This is a genomic window from Enterococcus sp. DIV1224, from assembly GCF_050555455.1.
Lineage (GTDB): Bacteria > Bacillota > Bacilli > Lactobacillales > Enterococcaceae > Enterococcus_B > Enterococcus_B lactis.
On record NZ_CP187859.1, the window covers coordinates 497,465 to 524,085 of the forward strand.

General features: G+C 39.1%; 24 protein-coding genes. 20 read left to right on the plus strand and 4 right to left on the minus strand.

The features are described 5' to 3' along the window. Positions 1–18 precede the first annotated feature (18 nt). Together IGK53_RS02335 and IGK53_RS02340 are read left to right on the plus strand one after the other, a co-directional pair. Positions 19–600 carry a TetR/AcrR family transcriptional regulator gene (locus IGK53_RS02335; protein WP_002329579.1) on the plus strand — a complete coding sequence of 194 codons (582 nt, stop codon included), beginning with the start codon at positions 19–21 and terminating at the stop codon, positions 598–600. 724 nt (positions 601–1,324) lie between these two features. Continuing rightward, positions 1,325–1,900, plus strand: coding sequence for an SOS response-associated peptidase (locus tag IGK53_RS02340; protein WP_002291256.1), 576 nt, complete (start codon positions 1,325–1,327; stop codon positions 1,898–1,900). 205 nt (positions 1,901–2,105) lie between these two features. Here IGK53_RS02340 and IGK53_RS02345 read toward each other — a convergent pair whose 3' ends face one another. Further along, positions 2,106–2,708, minus strand: coding sequence for a flavin reductase family protein (locus IGK53_RS02345; RefSeq protein ID WP_002291254.1), 603 nt, complete (start codon positions 2,706–2,708; stop codon positions 2,106–2,108). Positions 2,709–2,781: 73 nt separating this feature from the next. On the opposite strand from IGK53_RS02345, the gene IGK53_RS02350 reads away from it, so the two are divergent. Continuing rightward, positions 2,782–3,465 (plus strand): ArsR/SmtB family transcription factor, encoded by a 684-nt coding sequence (locus IGK53_RS02350; protein WP_002291252.1) that lies wholly within the window; start codon positions 2,782–2,784, stop codon positions 3,463–3,465. A gap of 72 nt (positions 3,466–3,537) precedes the next feature. On the opposite strand, the gene IGK53_RS02355 is transcribed toward IGK53_RS02350, so the two are convergent. Next, on the minus strand, positions 3,538–4,368 hold the full coding sequence (locus IGK53_RS02355) for a manganese catalase family protein (protein WP_002286789.1): 831 nt from the start codon (positions 4,366–4,368) through the stop codon (positions 3,538–3,540). Between the two features lie 207 nt (positions 4,369–4,575). Between IGK53_RS02355 and IGK53_RS02360 the strand changes: the two genes are divergently transcribed. From IGK53_RS02360 to IGK53_RS02420, 13 genes are all read left to right on the plus strand, one after another. Continuing rightward, on the plus strand, positions 4,576–5,910 hold the full coding sequence (locus tag IGK53_RS02360) for an ABC transporter substrate-binding protein (protein WP_430604948.1): 1,335 nt from the start codon (positions 4,576–4,578) through the stop codon (positions 5,908–5,910). Positions 5,911–5,950: 40 nt separating this feature from the next. Then, a complete protein-coding gene (locus tag IGK53_RS02365) occupies positions 5,951–6,862 on the plus strand; it encodes a carbohydrate ABC transporter permease (RefSeq protein ID WP_002291248.1) in 912 nt (303 codons plus the stop codon). Continuing rightward, entirely contained in the window at positions 6,859–7,713 is an 855-nt protein-coding gene (locus tag IGK53_RS02370) for a carbohydrate ABC transporter permease (protein WP_002329578.1), read from the plus strand. Before IGK53_RS02365 ends, IGK53_RS02370 begins: the two co-directional genes overlap by 4 nt. Beyond that, positions 7,710–8,330: a YesL family protein gene (locus IGK53_RS02375; RefSeq protein WP_002291244.1), complete on the plus strand. Its 621-nt coding sequence runs from the start codon at positions 7,710–7,712 to the stop codon at positions 8,328–8,330. Before IGK53_RS02370 ends, IGK53_RS02375 begins: the two co-directional genes overlap by 4 nt. 1 nt (position 8,331) lies before the next feature. Next, positions 8,332–8,850 (plus strand): phosphatase PAP2 family protein, encoded by a 519-nt coding sequence (locus IGK53_RS02380; RefSeq protein ID WP_002291243.1) that lies wholly within the window; start codon positions 8,332–8,334, stop codon positions 8,848–8,850. Between the two features lie 300 nt (positions 8,851–9,150). Then, positions 9,151–13,659 carry a VWA domain-containing protein gene (locus tag IGK53_RS02385; RefSeq protein ID WP_047928386.1) on the plus strand — a complete coding sequence of 1,503 codons (4,509 nt, stop codon included), beginning with the start codon at positions 9,151–9,153 and terminating at the stop codon, positions 13,657–13,659. Beyond that, complete coding sequence (locus IGK53_RS02390; RefSeq protein ID WP_002340984.1) at positions 13,659–14,972, plus strand: pilin N-terminal domain-containing protein; 1,314 nt, start codon at positions 13,659–13,661, stop codon at positions 14,970–14,972. The genes IGK53_RS02385 and IGK53_RS02390 overlap by 1 nt, the downstream gene beginning before the upstream one ends. Further along, on the plus strand, positions 14,965–16,683 hold the full coding sequence (locus IGK53_RS02395; RefSeq protein WP_002291236.1) for a SpaH/EbpB family LPXTG-anchored major pilin: 1,719 nt from the start codon (positions 14,965–14,967) through the stop codon (positions 16,681–16,683). The genes IGK53_RS02390 and IGK53_RS02395 overlap by 8 nt, the downstream gene beginning before the upstream one ends. A 74-nt stretch (positions 16,684–16,757) precedes the next feature. Beyond that, complete coding sequence (locus IGK53_RS02400; protein WP_002291235.1) at positions 16,758–17,651, plus strand: class C sortase; 894 nt, start codon at positions 16,758–16,760, stop codon at positions 17,649–17,651. A gap of 183 nt (positions 17,652–17,834) precedes the next feature. Then, positions 17,835–18,509 (plus strand): two-component system response regulator SapR, encoded by a 675-nt coding sequence (sapR, locus tag IGK53_RS02405; protein ID WP_002291233.1) that lies wholly within the window; start codon positions 17,835–17,837, stop codon positions 18,507–18,509. 17 nt (positions 18,510–18,526) lie between these two features. Further along, positions 18,527–19,552, plus strand: coding sequence for a two-component system sensor histidine kinase SapS (sapS, locus tag IGK53_RS02410; protein ID WP_002291231.1), 1,026 nt, complete (start codon positions 18,527–18,529; stop codon positions 19,550–19,552). 88 nt (positions 19,553–19,640) lie between these two features. Then, entirely contained in the window at positions 19,641–20,507 is an 867-nt protein-coding gene (locus tag IGK53_RS02415) for a GRP family sugar transporter (protein WP_002291228.1), read from the plus strand. A gap of 36 nt (positions 20,508–20,543) precedes the next feature. After that, positions 20,544–21,920 carry an amino acid permease gene (locus tag IGK53_RS02420; protein ID WP_002312044.1) on the plus strand — a complete coding sequence of 459 codons (1,377 nt, stop codon included), beginning with the start codon at positions 20,544–20,546 and terminating at the stop codon, positions 21,918–21,920. Between the two features lie 99 nt (positions 21,921–22,019). On the opposite strand, the gene IGK53_RS02425 is transcribed toward IGK53_RS02420, so the two are convergent. Then, entirely contained in the window at positions 22,020–23,216 is a 1,197-nt protein-coding gene (locus IGK53_RS02425) for a toxic anion resistance protein (RefSeq protein ID WP_002291224.1), read from the minus strand. A gap of 122 nt (positions 23,217–23,338) precedes the next feature. Continuing rightward, positions 23,339–24,001: a 5-bromo-4-chloroindolyl phosphate hydrolysis family protein gene (locus IGK53_RS02430; RefSeq protein ID WP_002329575.1), complete on the minus strand. Its 663-nt coding sequence runs from the start codon at positions 23,999–24,001 to the stop codon at positions 23,339–23,341. A 227-nt stretch (positions 24,002–24,228) separates the two neighbouring features. Here IGK53_RS02430 and IGK53_RS02435 point away from each other — a divergent pair, with 227 nt between their 5' ends. The 4 genes from IGK53_RS02435 to IGK53_RS02450 are packed head-to-tail and all read left to right on the plus strand — an operon-like array spanning position 24,229 to position 26,357. Further along, positions 24,229–24,792, plus strand: coding sequence for an NUDIX hydrolase (locus IGK53_RS02435; protein ID WP_002329574.1), 564 nt, complete (start codon positions 24,229–24,231; stop codon positions 24,790–24,792). A 12-nt stretch (positions 24,793–24,804) separates the two neighbouring features. After that, positions 24,805–25,089 carry a cell wall synthase accessory phosphoprotein MacP gene (gene macP, locus IGK53_RS02440; protein ID WP_002291219.1) on the plus strand — a complete coding sequence of 95 codons (285 nt, stop codon included), beginning with the start codon at positions 24,805–24,807 and terminating at the stop codon, positions 25,087–25,089. A gap of 18 nt (positions 25,090–25,107) precedes the next feature. Beyond that, positions 25,108–25,800, plus strand: coding sequence for a 5'-methylthioadenosine/adenosylhomocysteine nucleosidase (locus tag IGK53_RS02445; protein ID WP_002329573.1), 693 nt, complete (start codon positions 25,108–25,110; stop codon positions 25,798–25,800). 11 nt (positions 25,801–25,811) lie between these two features. Continuing rightward, positions 25,812–26,357 carry a cysteine hydrolase family protein gene (locus IGK53_RS02450; protein ID WP_002314540.1) on the plus strand — a complete coding sequence of 182 codons (546 nt, stop codon included), beginning with the start codon at positions 25,812–25,814 and terminating at the stop codon, positions 26,355–26,357. Positions 26,358–26,621: the final 264 nt, after the last annotated feature.

The window sequence follows — 26,621 nt, forward strand, 5'->3', positions numbered from 1 at the left end:
TGAAAAAGGAGAATATCATTGAAAACAAAGGAAAAGATCTTGGAAGCGACCAAAGATCTTATTTATAAAAAAGGCTATCATGAAACGTCAATCCGGGATATTCTAGCAGCTTCTGAGACGGGAAAAGGTCAATTTTATTATTACTTTTCTTCAAAAAAAGAAGTTTGTCTAGCGGTGATCCATGCGCATATGGACGTGTGGCAGACAGAATTGTTTGAAGACATCTTAAATGCTGGAAAACAGCCAGAAGAAGCACTAGAAGAAATGTTGGATTGGATTTTCGCTGATCATAAGGCACAAATCACTTATCATGGCTGTCCTGTGGGGAATTTGATTATTGAGTTGAGTACAGTGGATGAAGAATTCCGTCTATTGCTACTAGAATTAGTCAATCAATGGGTCAAGTATACGAAACAAAATATCTTGGCACTTTCTGAAGAAAAACTGTCCGATGCAGAGGCAGACCGTCAAGCCAAAGCGTTGATTGCTGAAATCCAGGGCAGTATCTTATTGTTGAAAGTCACACAAGATCTATCACTACTTAGACAGAATTTCCAATTGATCAAAGAAAGATTGTTAACTTCGCAAAAGGTTCTTTAATAATTAGAGGTTGTGACAGAAGTGGTCAGCTTCAAGAAATAAGAAGGAATTTACGAAAATTGCTTCTCAAATTTTTGTGAAATTTCGGCTTATTTTTCGAAGAAGCTACTTCTGGAACACCGTGAATCAGAGGTTGTGAAATCAGCGTTTTGACCTGAGTATTAGAGAAACAAACGGCAAAATAGTTCCTCATATTTTGCCATTTGTTGAGCTAATACCGAGGGTCAGCTGATTGAACACCGTTTAAGGAAGAGGTTGTGAAAAAGCTGCCCTGCATCAAGTAATAAGAACAGCCAAGTAAAAACAGCTTCTTATGTTTTTAAATTGGTTGGACTTATTACCGCAGATGCAAGCTTTTGAACACCGTTTAAGGAAGAGGTCGTGAAAAAGTCGCTTAGTTTCAAGTATTAAGAAAAATTTTGTGAAAATGGCTTTCTACATTTTTGCATAAATTTGGCTTAATACCGAGAAACTGGCTTTTGAACACCGTTTACCCAGAGGTCGTGAACTTGCCGTTTCACTCTGAGTCACAAGGAGCAATTTCAAAAAACAGCTTCTCATGTTTGTTGAATATTGTGACTTGTGACCGAGGAGTTGGCATGAGAAAAACGTTTACTGGAGAGTTTGTCGCAACTTTTTTAATTCTCTATTCATTGAAAGCGTTTTGTTGGTATGAACTTCTTGTTGCAGTGTATGATAGATAAAAAGAGGGGGAGGTATTAGGATGTGTGGTCGTTATTTTTTTGATCTAGAGTCGGAGCTCCTTCAGAATTATTATCGAGAAGCCCAGAAGAAACAACCGGAACAGGCAGCAAAATTAGCAGCTGGAGAAATTTTTCCGTCAAATCTTGTTGTGACATTAAGAAAAAAGGAAGAAAACAATCTCACTCCGGAAATCATGAAGTGGGGATTTACCGGATTTAAAAAAGGACAATTGATGATCAATGCCCGGGCAGAGACAGTAGAAGAAAAAAAGACCTTTCATCAACCATTTTTGCAAAATCGTTGTGTTTTCCCAATGGGCGGCTTTTATGAGTGGAATGAAGAAAAAGACAAATTTATGTTTTCAAATAAGGAAAAAATAGTGTATATTGGCGGCTTTTATCGTAGCCATCACGATGAAAAAACGGCAGAATCAATCATAATGACTACTGAACCTAATCGCACAGTCGCACCAATCCATGACCGAATGCCTCTTGTTTTGACTGAAGAACAAATCGAACCTTGGGTAACAGATATTTCTTTTGCGCGAAAAATCATTACTCAGCAGATGCCTGAATTAGTAATGGAGAAGGTATAACAGATTCGATTTTTTAAAGAAAGATCGGCAAAAAACAAAAAAGACTTCAGCACAGATCCCAAAAACAAAGAGAACAGAAGAAATGCTCATAAGCTGCATATACTGCATCTATAGAGTCACAGTCGACCTTTCTAAGGTATAGCTTCTATTTGTTTTTTACTCGTGCTGCGAGTCTTTTTTTGTTTATACCTAACGATGTTTATCATTACGACTCTTTGAATTCTTGGAATCTAAAATTCCAACTTAACGACTGGTTGGCAGTTGTATATTCTCTGAATTTATAGATAAGAGGTTGCCATTTATCCACATTGATATGAGTTGGATCATGTAAAATCCCTTCTTCTACAAAAATAGCTACGATCTCACATTCTACAATAGCAAAGTCTTCTCTAGTTGAAATTCGTTGAACCAACGTTTCTATTTGAATCGGGCATTCTTTGATCCGAACAGTTGCAACTTCTTCACCTGCTAGTTTCGTGAATTTTCCCAATTGAAATTTGTCAGAGCAAAAGGAATAGCCAGCTTTTTGTTTATAATCGGGCATGATAGGATGGCCTGTCGTCTTTGCGATTTTCTCGATTTTTTCCCAAAGTGTTTGATCTGCAAGATTGAAGGTAACGGCATGTCCCACTTTTAAATTTGTATACCCTTTACTGTGCATACTGATTCCAATGACAATCGTTTTGCCAAGTGTCCAAGTGGAGCTGATTGGCGTGAGGTTGTCATTACCAGTCATTTCATCCTTAGTCGTCATCAGCACGACGGGAAATCCGTAATAGAAACTTTCTTTTTCCATTTTTTTAAACATAATCCTCACCTCTGAATATAGTATACTAAGCTTATTCCTCGATGCTCATCGATGTGTGAAAGGAGAGAAAAAAATGGCTGGATTTCCTCATCTTCAGCAAACGACTAAACTCTTAGCAGATCATTCGCGACTTGAGATCCTTACTTTATTGATGGATGGAAGATTCCATACCGTGCATGAACTAGCAAAGAAAGCAAAAATAAAAGATCACACAGCATCTTATCATATAAAAAAACTTCATTCTCTTGATTGGGTGATGTCTTATAAACAGGGAAGAAATGTCTATTATCGATTATCATCTCTGGAAATCGCTGATTTGTTAGAAAATCTTATGGTAGTTAGTCCGGTTAAACCGATCAAATCATTTAATGAAAACAAAGAATATAGTGAATTAAAAGCAGGAAGATCTTGTTATCGGCATTTAGCCGGTGTGATAGGTGTAGTTTTTTTCAACTTTCTCCTTCACAACAACTATCTTGTGATGGAAAACCATCATGTGGAACTTACAGAAGAAGGCGTTTGTTATTTCAAAGACTTAGGAATAGATATTGACGCACTGAAAAAACAATCTGGAGTACTTGTGAAGCCTTGCTTAGATTGGACAGAACGAACATTTCATTTAGGAGGAAATCTCGGGAACGCGTTTTTCCGATGGTGTAAAGAGAAAGAATATATCACATTGAATCCAGAAAACAGAGGTGTTCGCTTAATTGCTGAAGGGAATTTATTTTTCCAAAAATTTGAATCGAGCCAATAGGAAAGTCGTTTCTAATACAATAAAAAGGTTGTGACAAAAATCTTGTCGCAACCTTTTTCCTACGTATGTTTTTTATTTCTTGAATGGAGGTGTCCCATACATTTTTGGTGTTACTGGTTCTAATTTTGGTGCAGCGCCTTCGATCTTAGGTTCTTTCAACCATTGATATTCGCCTTCGCCGTCCAATGCTTTGCCGCTAGCCCAAGAACCTTCACTACTTTGGTCTCCCTCTGAGAAGTTATAGAAGTCATAAGCAATGTCTTTTCGTTCTTTGTCACGCGGGAAAGTACTTGGGACTAAGATTGAACCTTCTTTTTCTTCTAATTCTTTCACTGCACATTCCCATAGGTTTTGATGATAGCTATCTCTTGCAAGGAGAACAGACAGCATATCTTTTACGCCACGATCATCGATCATTTCGTAAATACGTGCTACTTGAAGTCTTCCTTGTGATTCGGCATTTAAATTAGCTCTAAAATCTGCTAACAAGTTGCCACTCGCAATGATATAGGCACCGCTCCATGGATTGCCCACGCTGTCAGCAGGACGAGGTCCTAAGCCAGCTACGATCGCGTGCTGTGGATTCATTCCAGAGATAATGGCACCGATTGTTGGATCTTTTTGCATCGCTGCTTCTTGATCTTCAACAGGCGCACCCTCTAATAAACGAGCAACCATTGTCGCCAACATTTCTACGTGGCCGATTTCTTCTGTTGCAATGTCCATCAGCATATCTTTATATTTTTCTTCTCCTCGGCAGCTCCAACCTTGGAACAGGTACTGCATAGCTACACTCATCTCGCCATATTGGCCGCCGATCAGCTCCTGCAGATATTTCGCGATTAATGGATTCGGACGATCTGGTTTTGCCTCAAACTGCAATTCTTTCTGGTGTCTAAACATCAAAATTCCTCCTAATCTTTTTTTAATACATTCTCATTCTGCTACGAAAGATTAAAAAATCCAAAGAAAACGCTCGCTAATTATATAAAGTGTTGGTATCATTAATAATTTTTCGATAATCACACCTTATAAATTGTTATTTTCAGAACAAAATGATATCGTTATATTAAAACCGACATCGGTTACATTAAAATTTGGAGGTAAAATATGAAAAATTTATTGTTTACAGGATTGTTGGCAAGTTCAGCATTGTTTTTATTAGGAGGATGCGGATCAAGTAATACAAGCGATGCCAGCTCAAGTGTAGCAAATTCTTCTGAAAAAACAAGTGATGGAAGAAAAAATATTGATTTCTGGTCCTTTTGGGGGTCGGGCGCACGAAAAGAAGCCATCGAAGAAATCATTGAGGATTTCAACCAATCACAAGACGAGATCCATGTAAATTATAAGTATCAGCCATGGGGGGATATTTGGACCAAATCTTTATCTGCAATAACGGCTGGAAATGCACCTGATGTTATTGTACAGGACATAAATTCCGTTGCGCAAAGAGCAGAAGCACAGCAAGCAACCAATCTCTCCGAGTATGTAGATAAAGATACTTCTAAGGATTTTTATCCCCAGCTTTGGGACACAGTAGAATATAAGGGTGATCCTTATGCCATCCCATTCAATACAGATACACAAGTCATTTTTTATAATAAAAAGTTATTTAAAGAAGCTGGGATCAGCGAACAAGATCTACCGACAACTTGGGATGAATTAGAAGAAACAGCACGTAAACTAGATAAAAAAGAAGGAAAAGAGTTTACGCGTATCGGTTTTTATCCATTATGGAATTTAGGTGCTGATGTATGGGCATTAAACGCAGACAACGGGACTAGTTGGTTTGATAAGGACGAAAAGGTCAAGATTGATACTAAAAACAAAGTGGAAGCCTTAGAATGGATTCAAGACTGGCAAGATTATTATGGAAAAAATACAATCAACAAATTAGAAGCAGAATTTGGTTCTGGTGTGTCTGATCCATTTATTTCTGGATTAGTAGCCATGCGCGCCCAAAACATTAATTATTACTCTAGCTTGATGGAAAACGCACCGGATGATTTTGATTTTGGCGTGATGCAGCTTCCAGAAAAAGAGGAAGGTTCAGGTCATTGGTCATGGGGTGGCGGATTCGTCTTGGAAGTACCATACGGAGCAAAAGATCCTGAAGCCTCTTATGAATTCATCAAATATCTTTCTTCTCCAGAAGTACAAGAAAAATTCGGCGAAAAAAGTTTTGATATCATGGCAAGTAAAACAGCCAACGAGAATTTAGTGAATAATGACAACCTAACGGACAAAGGGAAAATGATCTATCAAATGGCGGACGAAAACTTTAAAAATACGGTGATCACACCAGTTCCTTTAGATGCACCGGATTATACGACATTAGTGAATGAACAGATCGACCAGATTCTTTTAGGAACAAAATCAGCAAAAGAAGGATTGGCAGATGCACAAAAAGCAGTAGAGAACTTAGTCAAGCAAAATCAATAATCCGTTTTTGACTGTCTAGGTACAGAGGAGGCAAGAAAATTTGAAGCGTTTATCTATCCGAAAGAAAAAAGAAGCAAGATGGGCCTATTTATTTATCTCGCCTTTTATTATCGGTTTTTTAATCTTTATGCTAGGGCCTATGCTTTTTTCAGTTATTGGTAGTTTCACCGATTATAATTTGACATCCAAGATGAATTTCATTGGTCTAGCAAATTTCAAAAGAATGTTCGTTCATGATGATTTATTTTGGAAATCGTTATACAACACCGTTTATTTCGTCATCTTCAATGTACCGCTGACGACGATTTTCAGTGTGTTTTTAGCCACAGTACTCAATCAAAAAATCAAAGGAATCAGTGTATTCCGTACAGTTTTCTATTTACCGGCAGTCTTATCAGGAGTAGCAGTCTACATCTTATGGATGCAGCTGCTTTCTCCATCTGCAGGATTGATCAACACATTTCTGGGCTGGTTCCATATCCCTGGACCAGCTTGGTTGTTTGATCCACAATGGACGAAACCTGCGTTGATTTTGATGAAAATATGGAGCTCTGGAGGAGCAATGCTACTTTACTTAGCTACATTACAAAATGTTCCTAGATCTTTATATGAATCAGCAGAAATCGATGGAGCAGGCGTTTGGGGAAAGTTCAAAAGTATTACTTTGCCATTAATCACTCCTATTATTTTTTACGATGTGATCACCTCTACGATCGGTTCTTTCCAAATTTTTCAAGAAGCTTATGTCATGACGAAAAATGGAACAGGTGGACCTGCAAATTCCTTGCTTTTTTATAATCTGCATATGTGGAACAAGGCGTTCGTCGCTTTTGATATGGGATATGCGATGGCTATGTCGATGATCCTATTTCTGATCGTTTTGGTTCTGACCTTCGTCAATTTGAAGCTTGCACCTAAATGGGTCTATTATTCTGGAGGTGACGGCAAATGATGGATTATTTTAAAAAAACCAGTGTGAATCGGCAATCAAAAAAGATGCTAAGCTATGTGCTTATGACGATAATAGGAATTATTTTGCTCATTCCATTGCTTTGGATGGTATTTACTTCATTGAAACCGATGGAAGAAATCGTTCGTTATCCTCCGACCTTTTTCCCAGAAAAAATCGTATGGGAAAACTATCTGGATACGATTGCCGCATTTCCTTTTTGGCGCTATGCAAGAAATACGTTATTCATCACTGTGCTAGTAGTGATCGGTAATGTCCTTTCGAATTCTTTTATTGCTTATGGATTTGCGAAGCTTGATTTTCCTGGGAAAAAGCTGATGTTTGCTTTGGTTCTTTCTACGATGATGATCCCGGGGTTTGTAACGATGATTCCTCAATATGTATTATTCTCCAAGATCGGCTGGGTAGGTACTTATTTGCCCCTGATCGTTCCATCGTTCTTCGGCAATGCGTTCAATATATTTCTGATGCGTCAATTTTACTTATCGATCAATAATGAATTGATCGAAGCTGCTGAAATCGACGGAGCGAATCATTTGTATATTTGGAGTCATTTGATGCTTCCATTGACGAAACCTGCTTTAATCACGATTGCAATCAATTCCTTCAACGCGGCTTGGAATGATTTCTTAGGTCCTCTGTTATATATCCAAGATCAAGAAAAATACACGTTGCAGATTGGCTTGCAAGTTTTTCAGAACCAAGCGACGACACAATGGAATTATCTGATGGCAGGAGCAACACTTGTCTTGATTCCGACGATCTTGCTGTTCTTTTTTGCACAACGTTATTTCATTGAAGGAATGGATTTGACAGGAGGATCAAAAGGATGATGAATCGGTCGATTGGTAAAAGAGCCAATGATTATTTTTTAGAAATCATTGAATGGATTCCGCGTCTTATCCAGTTACAGCTACTGTGGTTCCTGTGCGTCTTGCCTGTTTTCACATTAGGAACGGCAAGTCGAACAGTTCTCTATATGATTTATTATTACAAAAAAAATGAAGAGAAAAAGCTCAGTTCATTATACTGGAAGAAGTTTCGTGAGAATCTTTCTCTTTATGGAAAGCAAGATAGTTTAGCAAGTAGTTATTTTCTTCTTTTATTCATCGATTATCGGATTTTCCATTATTTGGGTGGGAGAATTGGCTATACATTGATGTATACTACGTTGTTTTTGCTTCTATTAAGTGCTGTTCTTTTTAGTTACAAAATCTTGCTTCAACTGGAAAATCAAAAAGAAGTCTCTTGGATTGCAGCATTTTTCTTGTTTTTTAATGATTTTAAAAGTGCACTTTTCTATTTAGCAGGCACGTCGATACTTCTGATTGCATTATGGTTTGCAGGACCAGTCTACCTTGCTTTATTAGGTTTCAGCTTCTTGTTTTATTTTCAAGTCCTGCTTTTTATCCATCGTACGCAAGAAAAGGGTCTTAAAAAGGAGGAATAACATGCTGCGTTTGATTGCTAAAATCGATGATAGTATTATCAATAAGTTTGCTAAACAACGAGAAACGGACAATCGGAAAATCAATTTTTTGAAATTTATCAGTAATATCTCTAATGGCGGTTTTATTTGGCTGCTCCTTGCTACGGTTTTAGTTTTGATACCTGATACAAGAGAATATGGTCTAGCTATTCTTATAGGCAGTCTAATCTATTTTTTTGTTGGTCTACTTCTCATTAAAAAAACGACAAAACGGAAAAGACCTTATGAAAAAAATCGTCGGCTTGTCCTTTATACAAGTAAACCGAAGACTTCTTCTTTTCCTTCAGGGCATACGGCACTTGCTTTTTTATCTGTAGCAGCGTTGTTCGAGTTAAGTCGTATTGCAGGAATACTAGCTTTTCTATTTGCTTGTTTGATCGCTTATTCAAGAATTTTTTTACTTTTACATTATCCTACTGATGTTTTAGGAGGAGCTATTTTAGGAAGTGTTATCGGTATCTTGTGTGCTGCCGTTATCTGAATCAATTGCATGAATAAAGCATGAGTGCGTAAATACGCATTCGTGCTTTATTTTTTTGTTTTTCAAGGAAATAGTCGGAGATTATTTACCTGTCTTAATAACTTGAGTTCTGTTAAATGAGATTGTTATAAAATTTTATAATCTAATTTTAATAATAAGTGTTGTATAATTGGTGTTTTTTAACTAAAATGGATATTGTTTGATTTAAAGTTAAAATTAAATTAGATTATAATTAGATAGATGTTGTTTTTGGTGTTTGTTGTGAAAGAAGACACATGTTTTAGAAAAGAGTATAAGAATGTGAAAGGGGTAAAATTGAAGCTTTTGCAGTTAGCAGCTGTCAGTCTGCTATTTGGACCGTATTTCCAGTCTGTCTATCATATGACAGCATTGGATGTAGCTGCTGAGTCAACAGAAGTGAAGGAGGATGAGGTATTTCTAGATGAGGATTATGCAAAAATCGAAGGGAGGTATATCGAAAAAGAAGAAACGTTTGAATGGCATCTGGCTTTTGAAAAGAAAGAGAGTGCGAACGAAGGTAGGATACGTTTAGCAATCGATACAGCTGCTGCCGGCATTGGTACTGTAAAAAACGTTCGGGGAACAGGTCTTTCCTCTTACGATGAAGATGGAGAAGACTTAAAAGTCGAGACAATCGATGGTCAAGAATGGTATGTCGGAAAATTTTATTCGAAAGAAGCTGAGACCGGCACATTGGTTTTTGAAACAGAAAAGATTCCAGATGTGAATGAAGGGGAACTACCTCTTCAAGTGGTGGTCGATGAAAGAATAGCTAGTCAAGAATTACAAGAAAATGAAACAGATACAGAGGATTCCGCTGAAAATCAACGTAGCGAAGAAAATGAAACGGAAGAGCTGGACGCACCAATCGTGCCCAGAGGTCAAGCACTCCAACGCATTCAACGCCGGTTATTCAACGGTATTTTAGAGCGTCTTGGACCAACAGCTACGCAAGATCCATATGAATATATCTATCCTAGCGGAATAGCTGAAAACGATCAGCACCGCTATCCACGATTTACAACGAATGACTATACGAAAGTATTAGGAAATTGGTCACAAAGCAATGAACACTATCAGGGAGAAAAAGGCTCACCATATGATGGAGAGAACTTAATCGATGATAGTGATTACACAATCGGGGGAGCGAACTGGCGAAATTACGACTATGCGGCTGATAATGGATCAGCTGCAAGCGAAGAAGATGTAAATGTGCCAGCGCAAACTGTTCAGCTTTGGGGAGATGAACGGAATTTTGAAAACAGTTACTTGGATTATAACGGGGCATATATCAAAAAATGGGTAGAACCAGTTCCCTCTAACAATCCAACGGCTGACTTACATCCTGAAGATGCAACGACACTTTATAACGTTTATCTAGATGTGATCGGAAGTGAGAAACAAGAAATCAGTCCAATCGATATCGTTTTTGTTCTAGATAAATCAGCCAGTATGAATGAAGGGACACTGGAAGGCGGAGGACAAAGTAAAAATGCGGCACTGATAGAAGCGGTAAATGAAATTAGTGAAAATCTGCTATCCGACCCAAATATGGATATTCGGATCGGTATGGTGAATTTTTATCATAATAGTACAGTCATCAATAACCAGGAACAAATCAGTTCGGACATCTTTCCGTTGACAAATGACATCAATCGTCTAACAGGTAGTGAGAATACAGCACTGAATCGTACACCCATCGGAGGAACGCCGCTTACACTAGGACTTAAAAATGGTTATGAAACATTGTATGCGGATAACGGCGGAGAAAATAGAAATCCAGAAAAGATCCTGATCGTCGTAGGAGACGGAACACCCACCTTCAGTTATGCACCGATCCAAACAAGATCTCGCACAAGTATTTGGGGAGCTTGGAGCAGTTGGAGTGTCATGGGGGATAAGATTGCCATAGATCGTGGTGATTTGTTCAAAAACTTTGAAACCTTTTCTGGGAATACTTCTAATGCAGGATTTACTTATCCAGTTACCTATGCATCTGACTTTGACCGTCCTGTTAATGGAACAAATGTGCAATATCGTTACGGAGAAGTAAAAGAAGGTGATGATAAAGCAACTCACTGGGTTGGTACAGGAAGCGCAAGCAATGATACTAACGGTAGTCCAACTTCACAAGAAAAGTCGTCAGCCATCAATACTGTTGCATATCATCATTGGCTGAAAAACAAGTACCAAGAGAACCCGCCAAGTATTTTCTCCATTGGGTTAGGAATTGACGGAAGTATTGCCGGTAGACAGCGGCTCGATGCAATCGGACGAAATGTATTAAAAAACATTGCTGATTTAAACGATGATGGCACAACACCGCGTTATTACGATGCGAATAACAAGAATGACATCATTACAGCCTTGGAGGATATCTCCTCTACCTTCAAGAAAACGATCCAGCAAGCCACACTTTATGATGAAACTGGATTTAATGTTTCACCGTTTGGAGCTGGCAGATCGGCGGATATTCAGTTTTACCATCTAGATCCAGGAGAAAACGGCATGAAGTACCAAGAGCCAGAAATATGGGATGAAGCGCGTCATGGACAAGCGCCACCAGAAGTAGTAGCGACACCAACAACGTATGTTGGGCGAGAAAACCAAGCCTATAAATTTTCTCCAATCTCGTTAGGTGAAGGAGAAATGGTCAGAATCAAGTATCAAGTAAAATTGGATGCAGGAGCTCAAGACGGGAACTTCTATGCAGTGAACAATATGGCCTATATCCAAAACTTGGAGGATTATGAAAACGATGTTATGAACGGGCGAATGTATTTTCCAACGTCATCTATACGTTATGAGCATAAGGACCGGAATTTCCAAATAAGCAAGACGGGGCAAGATGGGGAACCTTCAGCAGGAATCGAATTTGCATTATACGATCAAAATCCGGATGCTGGAGAGGTCGAACCAATCGAAACAAGTAGAACTACAGCGGATGGAATGGCAATCTTCGAAACGAAGATCCCTGTGCTGGGGGATGAAACAGGTGCTGTCAGTGATATTTTCTGGATCAGAGAGATCGCTGGACCGGCACGTTATCAGTTAGTGGATGAGACGTATCAATTCCAAATCAAAAAATATAGTTCCAGCGGAGATACAGCGCTTGGTCACTATGAGTTGGTAGCAGCAAATACTTCAGGAGTAAGAGTTGGTGGAGAAGAAGGTAGCGATCCTGATTCTTATTATGAAGGCGAATACCACAAACTTTCAATTGTTCAAAATGTCAATGAGGACGAAACGGATTATGAAGACTTGTATGTCAAATTGGAAATGCGGAATGAATTCAAGCCAGTCCACATGAACATCAATAAATTAATTGAAGGAAGCACTACGCCAATCAATGGGGCAGAGTTTGAACTTTATCAAACCGATGGAAGCGGACTTGAAATTGGAACGCCGGTAGCTAAAGGAATCTCTGGTGCGAATGAAGCAGACGAAGAGAAAGGAATGCTCACATTCTATTCAGTAAATGAAAATGGAGAATATTTGCTCGTGGAGGGTGAGAAAGTCATTCATCCTATTGGAGAACCAGATTCATTTATTCATATAGACAATGAAGAAAATGCCAACTATGCAGAATACAAAATCGTTGAAAGTCAAAGCCCAGAAGGTTTCAAAGAACCTGACGAAAACGACACATGGATCTTGCGACTGTACGATAATGAGGCAGGTACCATCCAGCTTAGACAAACAGGTGAAGCAAATTGGCAATATCTCACCCATTCAACAGACGAAGAGGGCCGATTATGGGTAGAATTTACTGCTTACAATATGTTTGATTATCGGGAGATCCGAGTTAGAAAATTAGATCATGAAGGCAATCCTTTAGATGGTGCAGGTTTTGATATCAGGAAAATAGGGGATTCTTCCTTCCCGCTGTATCGAGCATACACAGGCAACCCGTTAGAACCCGAAGAATCGAAACGTTTGTCTGAAATCGGTTACTTCTATCTTTATACAGTCGGTGTAGAGAAATATGTCGATTTAGAATACAGCCAGCCGCTGCGTTTATCTATCGGCGAATATGAGGTCTCAGAATCTGTTGCACCAAACGGGTATCAATTGTCTGATCAAGTATTCCAGTTTGCACTGAATGAAGAAGGGAAATTTGTCATTGGAGAGACAGTCATCGAAGACGAAACTGATCCGTTACCGGAGGGTTATGACATCATCGATGGTGTATTACAAGTAACCTTAGAAGATGAACTAGCACCAATCGATCTGGAACTTTTGAAAGTTGACAGTATAAGTAGTCGACGTCTTGAAGGCGCAGAATTTTCAATTGAGAAACAAAATAGTGCAGGAGACTATGAACTCATCGTCGGAGGCTTGGCACCAGATCCAAACGATTCTTCCCTATTCAATGCTTTGGATTTGACGGAAGGATTCTATCGGATCAAGGAAGTGAAGTCGCCGGACGGCTACAGGAAACTTCCAGGCTACTTTATTTTAGAAATTAGTTATCGTGAAGAACCAGAAGTGGAAAATGATCGGGTCGTTCCAGGAAAAGAAGCCGGGACACTAAAAGTTGAGGTTTCTTATTATCCAAACGAAGAAGCAGAGACTCCTGATCTGCAGCAAGAATTAGAGTATGAACTTTTGGATACGAACCGAATCAGGCTACGGCTTAGTGTCGGGAACGATTCTGAAAATCCATTGCCTGCTACAGGGGGATCCGGACGATTGTTCTATATCCTGCTTGCTGCATTCTTCGTGGCACTTGCCGGTGCAGCCTATGGTTTGCATGTCAGACAATCTAAAAAGGAGGGGGCAAGGTAATGAAAAAGCTGTTGTGTTTGATGCTTCAATTACTTGTTTTACTGCCATTTGTAGCAGTCCTTCTTCCTCAAACGATGTCGGCAGAAGAATTAGGGGAAGACGTTGTGGAATTTGTATTGCATAAACGGATGATTCGAGATATCGATTATAACGACCAATTTGAATTCCATGAAAATGACGGTCTGGCTATCTCTGAGGAAGCGGGAAAAACAGCAGATATCATTTCGCAGACGGTCCCGCTAAATGGAGCGACATTCGCCGTTTACGATATGACCGATTATTATCATGACAAAAAAGCTGCTGAGAACATGACCTCTAGAGAATTCGTCCAGCAAATCGCTGAAACGAGCAGAAACAATATCCGTCAGTTGATCACAGAAGAAAGACTTGCCCAGGTTGGGGAGTCGGTAACGACTGGAAAAGATACGGTTGGTGGATTAGGAGATGGGATTGCACGCATCCAAGTACCTAAGAAAAACCAAGATCGAGATGCAGTTTATTTGATTTTTGAAGAATCAATTGATCCGGAAATCGGGTTGAATGTGGATATTGATCAAACAGCAATCCCGATTGCTGCTGTTTTGCCAATCTATCATCCAACAGAACCAACCGAGGAACTGCAAGAGATCCATATCTATCCTAAAAATGTCGGTTATTTAAGAGATCCATACTTTTTCAAGTATGGACGACAAAGAGGAACAACCGAAAAAGGACGCCCATTAGAAGGTGCTGTTTTTGCTCTGTATCAGATGATAGAAGGAGAAAAATATTATTTAGACATGGCTCCTGCGAATGACTTGAAAAATCAATGGATCAAACCAGCAAACAACGATCCTTTGAATGATAAAAATGTAAGCAAATTCATTTCAGATAAAGACGGTCTAGTCACGACAGGTCAACGATTTTTGCCCTCTGGTACCTATTATTTTGAGGAATTGAAAAGTGTAGAAGGGTACGAAATGGACGAAGCAAGTAAGCAAATCGAGGTCATTGTCCCTGAATCTTGGGTGGATGCAGAAGGACAGCCGCAATATGTAATGGTCAATGGGCAGAAGATGGCTGAATTGGAATCCGGAAAAGTTCCAGCCTCTGCCTATGAATCAGCAACACCACGCGTGTATAACGAGACCATAAAAGAAACAACGGACAAACCGAAAGAACCAAGTGGACCAAGCAATCCAAATCAACCTGTGAAAGGGTCCGTATTTCCACAAACCAATGAAGCAAGAACATTGATTTCTTTGTTAGGAATCCTTTTGTTGTTAGGTGCTGTTTTATTAATAAAAAAAGAACGGGGAGAAAAAAATGAATAAAAAAATGATGACCATGGGGATGAGTGCACTGTTGCTCGCAGCTGTAGGATTAGGAAGTTTTGGAAATGGAAAATTAGTTCACGCTGAAGAAGTCACGGAAAAACCAAGTGAAGTGACGATCACATTACACAAAAAAGCATTCACGACTGTGCCTGAAGAACGACCGAATAGCGGGTTGATATCAGATGATTTTGGTAATGAGAATCTTCCAGGCGTCGATTTTGAAATGTTTGATGTTACAGATGTCTATTATAATTTGCTGAAAGATGACCCTAGAACAACTGACATAGATGATGATGGGTTAGAACCTGCCGCTGCGATTGCTTTGATCCAATCAGATCACACAGCAGCATGGTTTGTATCTTATGGTATCGAAAGTATAGATAAGCAGACGACTGGCGAAAATGGTGAATCTGTTTTCAAAAATGTCCAAGTGACGGAAGAGGCACCTTCTTCGAGAGATAAAGTCTATCTCTTCTTAGAAACATATTCACCAGCTCATATTTCAAGAATCGCGTCTCCAATGGTTGTCATGATGCCAGTTATGATACCAGATATTATTGGCGGTGTATGGGATGGAACCTCTTGGAAAGATACGTACAACACCGATGTACACTTATATCCTAAAAATGAAATCCAAGATTCTTCCAAAGAAATGAATGTAGATGAAGCAGACGTTAGAACTGTGACGATTCGCAATGAAAATGGTGAAGAAGAAACGATCCGATATGTTGACTTGGAAAAAGGAAAAACAGTTTCTTATACAATAACTGCACCGATTCCTTACTTTATTGATGAAATCAATGAGGACAATACAACAGTCATCACGGATTTCGCGATCACAGATACGCCAACAGAAGGTTTGAGTTATTTTGATCAGGAACTCCTTGTACAAGCAGGAGATACAACACTGATAAAAGATACTGATTATACAGTAACAAAAGCGGGTAACGGTTTTGCCGTGGAGATCATTCTTGAAACAGGAGGTATACCGAACACAGCAACGCTTGAAAAATTAGGGAATCATCGTGGCGGGGAATTAACTGTTACCTATGACTTGCAAGTCAACGCAATCATCAATGCAGATGAATTCCATAACAATACAGCATTGATCGAAATCGGTAGAGGTGACGAGTATGACTACAACGAACGTCGCGTGCCACCAGAAGAAGTAACGACTGGCGGGAGAAGATTTGAAAAGTTTGATGCTTCAAGCAATGCTTTACTAGACGGTGCAAGATTTGAATTGTGGAACGAAGAGAAAACTGCTTATGCTGTTTTCTATAAAGATGGCGTACGTCTATCTGTTTATGAGTCAGGTGCTGATGCAGAAGAAATCACAATCGATTGGGTAAGTGATAATAGTGTAGAGGCAACAGAATTTGTCTCAAATGACCAAGGATACTTCGAAGTTGTTGGATTAGATTACGGAACATACTTCATGAAAGAAACAGTAGCACCAGAAGGATATGTTTTACCAACAGGTGAAGCAGCTTTCACAGAGTTCAATGTAGAATATGGTAGCTATGATGATGAACTTGTGATTGTGGACTATGAGTATCCAGGAGCAGCACGCGTACCAAACGTAAGACAAGGATTTCTTCCTTCTACTGGAGGAAACGGGATCTTAGCATTCTTGCTGATCGGTCTAAGTTTGATGATTGGGGCTTACAGCTGGTACCGTAAATCTAAAATGAAGTCTGAAGTATAAGCAACAAAAATAAGCTGCAGCAATCGGTTTTTATAAAGGTTGCTGCAGTTTTTTTAAATAAGAAGGTGAAGAAAATGAAAAAGAAAACAGAGAAAAGACCTCAAACAAAAATCAGTATGTTATTACAATTATTCATGGCAGTGATGTTTCTTACAGGAGCTGCAGTTTTTACATATCCATTTTTAGCTGATGCTCTCAGCAATTATTTGGACCAAAGAAGGATCGAGAATTATCAAAAACAGCTTGCACGAGAGAAAGAAGAAAAACATGAGCAACGATTAGCAGTACAAGAAAAGAAAAATCAGGCGCTTGCTCGTACGGCAGCCATCCCAGGAATGGGTCAAGTCAAAGATCCTTTTGAACAAGCGGTTAGAGATGTCCGAAATCCAGGAAAAGAATACTACGAACAACATATGATCGGAGCAATCTATATTCCGAAAATCAATGTTAGCTTGCCTTTATTCGATGAAACAAATGATCTTTTATTAGATAGAGGAGCGACAGTTCTACAAGGTACCTCTTTTCCAATTGGAGGAGAAAATACACATTCCGTCATTACCGCCCATAGCGGTGTTGCTGAGAAAAAATTGTTTACAGATCTTGAAAAAATGGAGAAAAATGACCGTTTCTATCTTGAAGTATATGGTCAGATGCTCGCTTATGAAGTCGTTGAGAAAATCGTTGTCCTTCCAACAAAAACAGATACATTAGCAATCAGAGAAAAACAGGATCTGGTCACACTTATTACTTGCACACCTTATACTGTGAACACCCACAGGTTACTAGTGACAGGAAAGCGAGTCCCCTTTACAGAAGAAGCCTCTTCGAAGATGGAAAAGACAAAAAGATACCATCTTTATCGATTACTTGCGCTCTTATTAGGTGTATTGCTAATACTTACTCTTTTCGGTTATTGGGGTTATCGAAAATTTAAAAGACAAAAACAACCAAAGAAAAATAACAGATGATAGACCAATTATTAAGAATAACATAATAAATTTAAGCTGCTTGGAAGAGACAAAAGCGATTAAATCGCCTATTTCCAGTTTTTTTGAACGTTTTCTAAAATGACATTTTACAGGTAAGCCAACTTGTTTCACAAAGGCTTCTTTGATATTGTAGAAGCAAGAAGAAAGATGGAGGGATTTTTTATGGCAAAAATCATGGTAGTCGAGGATGAAGAAATCATTCGACAATTGATTATGGAAGAACTTGAGAAATGGCAATTCGAAACCTTTGGAACGACCGATTTCAACCAAGTATTTTCAGACTTTGAAAGAGAAGAACCACAGCTTGTATTGCTAGACATCAATCTTCCTGTTTTGGATGGGTATTATTGGTGTCAAAAAATACGTGAAGTATCGAAAGTACCAATTATTTTTATCTCCAGCAGGAATACGAATATGGATATGATCATGGCCATGAACATGGGAGCAGATGATTTTGTGACAAAGCCTTTCCAAATCGATGTACTGATTGCCAAAATCAATGCGTTGCTTCGCCGTTCTTATAATTACACAGAATTATCCAGTGAGATGATGAGCCATAATGGTATTACGTTGAATGTCGACAACGGAAGTATGGAGATCAATGGAGAGATCATTGATTTGAGCAAAAATGAATACCGCCTGCTATTTATTTTGATGAAACACAACGGAAAGATCTTAAGCCGTGAAAAATTGCTGCGAGCACTTTGGGATGACGAGCGGTTTGTAGATGACAATACATTGACAGTGAATATCAATCGGTTACGCCGAAAAATCGAACAGGCAGGTATCCAAGGATATATCGAAACAAAAGTAGGACAGGGATATATCGTTCCCTGAAAGGATGAGCGGTTAAGATGAATTTCTTTAAATATTTGAAAGATCAGTGGACATTGATCTTGGGATGGCTGTTTTTTATTGCCTTAACGATCTTTGTGATGTGGCTAGCCCCAAATATCAAAGTGGATTTGAGCACGATTGCTTATTTAGCTTTGATCGAGGGCATCTTTCTGATTTTTTATCTGCTAGGCGGCTACTTGAGCAAAAGAAGATGGTGGGGGAAGTTAGCTGACATACAAAAAACATCTCCTTTGCAAAATTATTTGAGTGGCGGGCGGACAGAAGAAGAAAAACTGGTAGAAGAATATATCAATCAGCTGATCCGCGAACATCAAGAAGTGATGCAATCAGCAATCAGCAATCAACAAGACCAAAAAGATTATATTGACTCATGGGTCCATGAGATCAAAGTACCACTTTCCGCTTCCAAGTTACTGGTTCGTTCGATCGAGTTCGATATTGACGATCAAAAGTATACCTTACTCGAAAATGAATTATCAAAAATCGACGAATACGTAGAGCAAGTCTTGTATTATGCAAGACTCGACAGTTTCTCGCGGGACTATCTCATCCAAGAGTATGGATTGAAAGGAATCATCCAGCCTGTGATACGCAGTCAGGCCAATTATTTTATCCAAAAAAATCTTCGCTACGAAATCATTGGTGAGGATCATACTGTTTTGACTGATGCTAAATGGGTCGCTTTTATCTTCAACCAACTGCTTAGCAATGCCATCAAATATACGCCGGACCACGGAAATATCATGGTGAGCATAAAAAAGGAAGCGCAAGGAGTCAGTCTTTCTGTTAAAGATTCAGGAATCGGTATTCCGGAGGAAGATTTGAAACGAATCTTTGATAAGGGATTTACTGGAAGAAATGGACGACTTAGCAAAACGCATTCAACAGGATTAGGCCTGTATTTGGCAAAAAATCTGGCAGAAAAATTAGGTATCCAATTGACGGCTGAATCAACTGAAGGAAAAGGGACGACAATGACTTTATTTTTCCCAATCTTAAATTTTTATAATGAAAAACGTTAGAAAATCGTTAGAAACGAAAAAAAACGCTTGTGTTGTTAACGTTTTCGCTGATAAGTTTCTTATCATGTGAAATAAAAGGAGATTGGTTATGGAAATTTTAATAGCATTAGTCCCTATGTTGGCATGGGGTAGTATTGGTTTAGTAAGTGGTAAAATTGGTGGCGATGCCAATCAACAAACACTAGGAATGACGATTGGTGCATTTCTGTTTTCTTTAGTTGTCTTTTTCGTTGTTAGTCCTGTAATCACCCCTTGGATTTTCTTGATCGGATTTTTATCTGGCTTAGCTTGGAGTGTTGGACAAAATGGACAATTCCATGGAATGAAGTACATGGGTGTTTCTGTAGGGTTACCATTGTCTACTGGTTTTCAATTAATTTTGAATACGATTGCGGGAGCCGTTTTCTTCCAAGAATGGACACAAACGAAAGATTATGTATACGGTATTATTGCTTTAGCTCTTCTTGTAAGCGGTGCGTATTTGACGGCACGACAAGATGACGAAGGAAAAATAGATACAGATAATAAAATGCTTGATTTTGGTAAGGGTTTTAGAGCATTGATCTTCTCTACGATTGGTTATGGCGTATATACGATCATTGTCAACTGGGCGAATTTGGATGCGATGTCAATTATCTTACCTCAAAGTATCGGAATGATCTTAGGTGCAAGCTTCTTTGCTTTCCGTAAAGTTAAAGTAGATCAATTTGTATGGAAAAACATGATCTGTGGATTATTATGGGGCTTAGGTAATATCTGTATGCTTCTTACAGTCAAATCCCTTGGTTTAGCGGTTGGATTCTCACTTTCACAAATGGGGATCATTATCTCTACTTTAGGCGGGATTTTCATCCTTGGCGAAAGAAAAACGAAAAAAGAGCTCATTTATGTTATTGTTGGTTGCCTTTTAGTCATTTTAGGTGGTATCCTTTTAGGGTACATGAAAACAGTTTAATCACTGTTTTCCAACCTAAAATGGGGAGGAACTTCAATGGATTTGTTTCGTAAGAAAGAGATCAATCTCAATCATACGAGTGAGATGAAAAAAGAACTAAAAACGTCTGATTTGATCATGCTTGGAATTGGCGCGATCATCGGTACGGGAATATTTGTGGTGACAGGGGTTGCGGCCAATCAAAATGCTGGTCCAGCACTGTCACTTTCATTTGTTTTAGCTGCAATCGTTGTCATTTTGTCTGGACTGAGTTTCGCAGAGTTTGCTTCGCGAGTGCCAGTGATCGGTGGGCCATATGCCTATCTGTATGTTGTCTTTGGTGAATTTGCTGCCTGGTTGACAGGGTGGTTGTTGATCGGGGAATTTTTGCTAGCAGTTTCCTCTGTGGCTTCCGGCTGGTCTGGCTATATGCAAGGTTTCTTGAAAAGCTTAGGGGCCGAACTTCCACAAGCATTAACTGGCGGGTACAATCCGGAAAATGGTACATACATTGACTTGATTGCGGTGCTCGTAGTGATATTCGTCACTTACATCGTGTCGCTTGAAGCCAAGAAAGCATTACGTTTGAATAATGTCATGGTATATGTCAAATTTGGTATCATCGCGTTGTTTATCATTGTAGGGATATTTTTCGTTAAGCCTGATAATTGGCAGCCATTCATGCCTTTTGGTTTTTCCGGTGTGCTAGATGGTGCAGCTCTTGTTTTTTTTGCTTTCTTGGGATTTGATGCTGTTGCAATGGCAGCTGAGGAAGTCAAAAACCCACAAAAAGATGTACCAAGAGGGATCATTGGTTCGATACTAATCGCTACGGTCCTTTATATCATCGTGACGTTGATCTTGACAGGAATCGTTCCTTATACTGAACTAGGCGTTAATGATCCAGTGGCCTTTGCCATGAGGTATGTAGGACATGGGACAGTTGGTGCAGTGATCGCTGTAGGGGCAATCTTGACGTTGCTGACGGTGACGATCTCGATGATGTATTCACTCGCTCGTTTGTTGTTTGCTGTCAGCAAGGATGGTTTGCTGCCTAAATTTATGACAGAAATCGATCAAAAGCATCGTACACCGAAAAAAGCGACTTATGCCGCTGGTGTGGCAGCCATATTCTTTGCCGGATTTTTCCCATTGAATGTATTAGCGGAACTAACGAATATCATGGCGCTTGCCTATTTGATGCTAGTTAGTCTAGGCTTACTGAAGTTAAGAAAAATGTTTGGCAAACCAAAAGCAGGAGAATTCAAAGTGCCATTCGTTCCGATCTTGCCAATCGTCTCGATCTTGACTTGTATCGTCTTGATGCTTCGTCTGCAGACGGTGACTTGGATCGTGTTCGGTATCGTAATGGTTATTGGACTGATTATTTATTTTGGCTATGGCTATGGACACAGCAAGATGAACGAGAAATAGATTCCAATGGAGAAGTTAGAAGAAAGATAAGGAAAACGCCCGTCAACAGTTTATTGAACTGTTGATGGGCGTTTGTTTTAGTAACAAGCAAAAAATGGTCTATTGGGTTAAATCCAAAAGTTTTTGTTTCAGATCTTCTTCCATGTGTCCAAGTTCTACTTCTGCATGACGACGTTTTTCTTTTCCTTCTTTTTGGATACGCAAAGTTTCTTGGATCGTTTCGATCAAATCGTTTTGTGTAGTTTGCAGGGTCTCAATATCCACGATTCCGCGTTCGTTTTCTTTCGCTGTTTCGATGGCTGAGATTTTCAGCATTTCTGAATTTTTCTTCAATAAGTCGTTTGTTGTTTCAGAGACTTGGCGTTGAGCGGTCACTGCATCTTTTTGACGAAGCAAGGTCAATGCGATCACGACTTGGTTTTTCCACAGCGGAATGGCTGTAGCGATAGATGCTTGGATCTTTTCAGCTAAGGCCTGATTTGTATTTTGAATCAAGCGGATTTGTGGGGCTTGCTGAATCGTGATCTGTCTAGCTAAGCGAAGGTCATGTGTACGTTTATCCAGACGATCTAGGAATTGTGTATAATCGTTGGCGATTTGGACATCCATCTGATCACCAGTTTCTTCTGCTTTTTTCATTGCTTCTGGAATGATCGTTGTTTGAAGTTCTTCCATTTTCAATTCTCCAGCAGCAATATAAATATTCAATGCATCAAAGTAGTCTTTGTTTTTTTGGTAAAGCTGTTCTAACATCAGATTATCTTTTAATAGTCCGTCTTTTTCTTTATCTAATTTCACTGAGATCTTGTCGATTTGTGCACCAATTTTTTGATATTTTGCTGTCACTTCATAAATCGATTGTTTGACCTTACCGAAGACACGTTGGAAGATATTTCCTTCTCCGGCACGCAGTTCATCAGGGTTGGCTTCTTGGAGACGGTACATCAGTTCAGTCAACGAATCTCCGACTGGGCCAATATCTTGAGCTTGTACGTGATTCAACATTGATTGTGAGAACTCACTTAATTTCGCTTGAGCAGCTGAGCCATAGCTGATGACAGACTGTGCATCATTGGCATCGATTTTTGCTGCCAGCTGTTTTGCTTGTTCTTGGCGTTCCGCCGGTAGTTTGTCAATTAAGCGAGCAGCTGTCTGTTGCTCTTGGAGCTGATCAATCTCCGCTTGTTGTGAAGTGGTCAGCGTGTCTGTTGGGGTTGAAAACGGGTTGTTCAATAAGTCTTCAAGTGTATCATTAACTGGTGTGATATCTTTTGTTTCAGTCGGTTTATGATCCATAAAAAATTCCTCCTTGTCGTATCTGTTCTCGATTCTTACATGAATGTCTCTACTTTAGAAAAAGTACTCGAAACAACCAGACATCATCTGAATGTTCCGAGTCTTTTTTATGAACAAAAGAGTTACTCTTTTTGTTCTGGTTCATGTTTATTATCACGCTTTAAGCTTTGTTTCGCAACAGATATCTCTACGTCGATGTCGTCTAGGTCATCAGCGACGAATTTTTGATAATCTTGTGCGATCAAAGCGGATAGCTGATCGATGATTTGCGCGCTTTCTTCTAGTTTTTCATAGGTTTGCTTGTTTTTGATCTCATGGTCATTGATCTCATTATACTTATTTGTCAAATCAACTAGATTCGGCAGATGCGTATAAAGAAATTGACTTGCTTCATGCAGTCGATTTGGTTCCTTCACTAATTCTTTGAATAAAGCTTTTGCCGCTTTGACTGGGTCATGACGGAGATCGATTGCTTTAAGTTTGGCTGTCTGCTGCATGTTCACTTGCAACTGATTGATCTCATTTTTTGTTTGATTCATCGTTTGTCGGAAAAATGAGATTTCATTCGCTGTCATACCGCTTTTTTCATAGTGAGTCTCAAGTTCGTCAGTCAGTGCAGGGATTTCTTCTTGTTTGCCTTTTTTCCTGCGCGAACCGAAGAGCCCCCACAAAACTAAAACCACGCCTATCAATAAAAGTCCTAGAACAAAAGAAAAACCATTGTTTCGGACAAAGAGAAACAGCAAGACCAGTGCTAGAAGCCACGGCCAATTTCGTTTTATCATAATAAGCCCTCCAAGTCATTTATCGTTGAGTATTGAATTCTTTCCGTTATTCGATTACATTCTTATTTTAGCATACTGACTACTAGAAAGAGTATCGGACTAAAGATGGATTTTCTATATTTAGAGAAAATCTAAGGTTTATCTATGGTAAACTAATAGGGAATTTTCGAGAAAAATTGAAAAATGAAAAAAAAGCAGTTATGATTACAAAGAAAGCAGGAGAAGATATGCTGAACAATGAGCAATTTGAAGAAAAAACAATCAGTCGCAAAGAAATCTATAGCGGGAAAATTATCGATGTTGCTGTAGATGAAGTTCGTTTACCAGACGGAGGAACTTCGAAGAGGGAACTGGTATTTCATCCTGGCGGTGTTGGGATCATTGCTTTTGATGAACATGACCGCCTGCTCCTTGTCAAACAGTTTCGAAAGCCTTTAGAAAAAGTGATCTTGGAGATTCCAGCTGGAAAAATCGATCCAGGAGAAGGAAAAAATCCTGAAATGACTGCAGCCAGAGAATTAGAAGAAGAAACCGGCTATCGTGCGAAGTCGCTGAGCCATCTTACTTCGATGTATCTTTCACCAGGTTTTGCAAATGAAGTCCTTCATATTTATCATGCACAAGGAGTAGAGAAGGTCGAGAATCCTTTAGCTCAAGATGAAGACGAAGTACTGGAGCTGTATCATCTAACTCTTGAAGAGGCACAACAAGCGATGAAAGATCAGTTGATTTGTGATGCAAAGACGATTTATGCGATTCAATACTGGGAATTATTGACCAAAGGAAAGTAGAGGGATCGGCTTATGGCCAAAGGACCGCTTATTACGCGAAGCGAACTTCGCAAGCGACAACAAGCACAAGCAAGCGAGTCATTAAAAAAACAGCGAAAAGCAGAAACAGCTTATCGGCAAGAAGAAAAAAAGATTGCCAGCTTTTATCGTAAAGAAAGCAAAAAGAATAAACCAATCACGAAAACAAGGATCAGTGAACGAGAAAAGACGACCAAATGGAACTCTTTTTTGATGAAATCTCTTATTATTGTTATCCTAATGTTATGTGTGGTTTTTTTAGCAATCGCATTTATATAGAAAGAAGGAATTAAAAAGATGAAGATCGGTATTATCGGCGCAATGGAAGAAGAAGTAAAAATTTTGAGAGAGAACCTAAGCGAACCATTATCATGGGAACGCGCAGGCGCTTTATTTATTTCAGGTTCATTAGGTAACCACGAAGTGATTGTCGTACGTTCCGGTATAGGAAAAGTCTTAGCATCTATTACCACAAGTCTGTTGATCCAACAATACGGCGTGAACATGGTGATCAATACAGGTTCAGCTGGAGGGATCGGTGAAGGCTTACAAGTAGGCGACATTGTTATATCAGATAAAGTAGCTTACTTTGATGCAGATGCAACAGGATTTGGCTACAAACCAGGTCAATTACCAGGTATGCCTCTATATTATGAAGCAAGCACATATTTGCGCAGTGAAATGGCTAAAGCAGCAAAAGCAACGGATTTGAATGCAAAAGAAGGATTGATCGTTACAGGCGATACATTTGTCAATTCTCCAGATAAAATCAAAGAAATCTTAACGAATTTCCCTGAAGCTTTAGCTTGTGAAATGGAAGGAGCCGCTGTTGGACAAACGGCCCGTCAGTTCAATATCCCATTTTTGATCGTACGTGCAATGAGTGACACAGCGGATCACTCGGCGACACAAAGCTTTGACGAATTTATCGAAGACGCAGGCAAGCGATCAGCAGAAATGGTGATCGAATTTGTCAAACATCTCGTATAAGGAGGACTAAGATGAACGCATTGATTTCGATTGACTATACCTATGATTTTGTTGCAGAGGATGGAAAGCTGACGACTGGTGCAGCAGGACAAGCAATTGAAAAAAAGCTGACTGCCCACACAAAAAAGTTTATGGAGCAAAAGGATTTTGTCGTTTTTGCCATTGATGCACATGATCCAAAAGATTCTTTCCATCCAGAGAACCGCTTATTTCCTCCGCATAATGTGATAGGAACGAGTGGACGGGAATTGTACGGCTCTTTAAAAAATTTGTACCAAGAGCATGAGCAGCAGGAAAATGTTTATTGGATAGACAAACGGCATTATTCCGCTTTTAGTGGAACAGATCTAGACATTCGTTTGCGAGAACGTCAGATTACAGATGTTTATTTGACCGGCGTGTGTACAGATATTTGTGTGTTGCATACAGCAGTCGATGCGTATAATCTAGGATACAAACTCCATATTTTCAAAGATGCCGTGGCAAGTTTTGATCCTGTCGGACACGAATGGGCATTGAGACATTTTAAATCCACGTTAGGTGCAGAGATTCTATAAAAAAACAAAACTTTTTTAAAATAAAAATCAAAAAATAATAAAAGAAGAGCGTAAAACGAATCACATTGTTTTTTGCTCTTCTTTTATTTGTTATTTTTTATCAAACATATCATTTACACTCTAATAAATCCCTTTATTATTAACAACTAAAGTTATATTTTTCTTTTTATAAAATATCACTTGTTATAATTTTGTTTTTTATTGACAGCAAAAATAAATTAGGTAATACTTTAAGTAAACGCTTTCTAATTTGTTTCAGGAGGG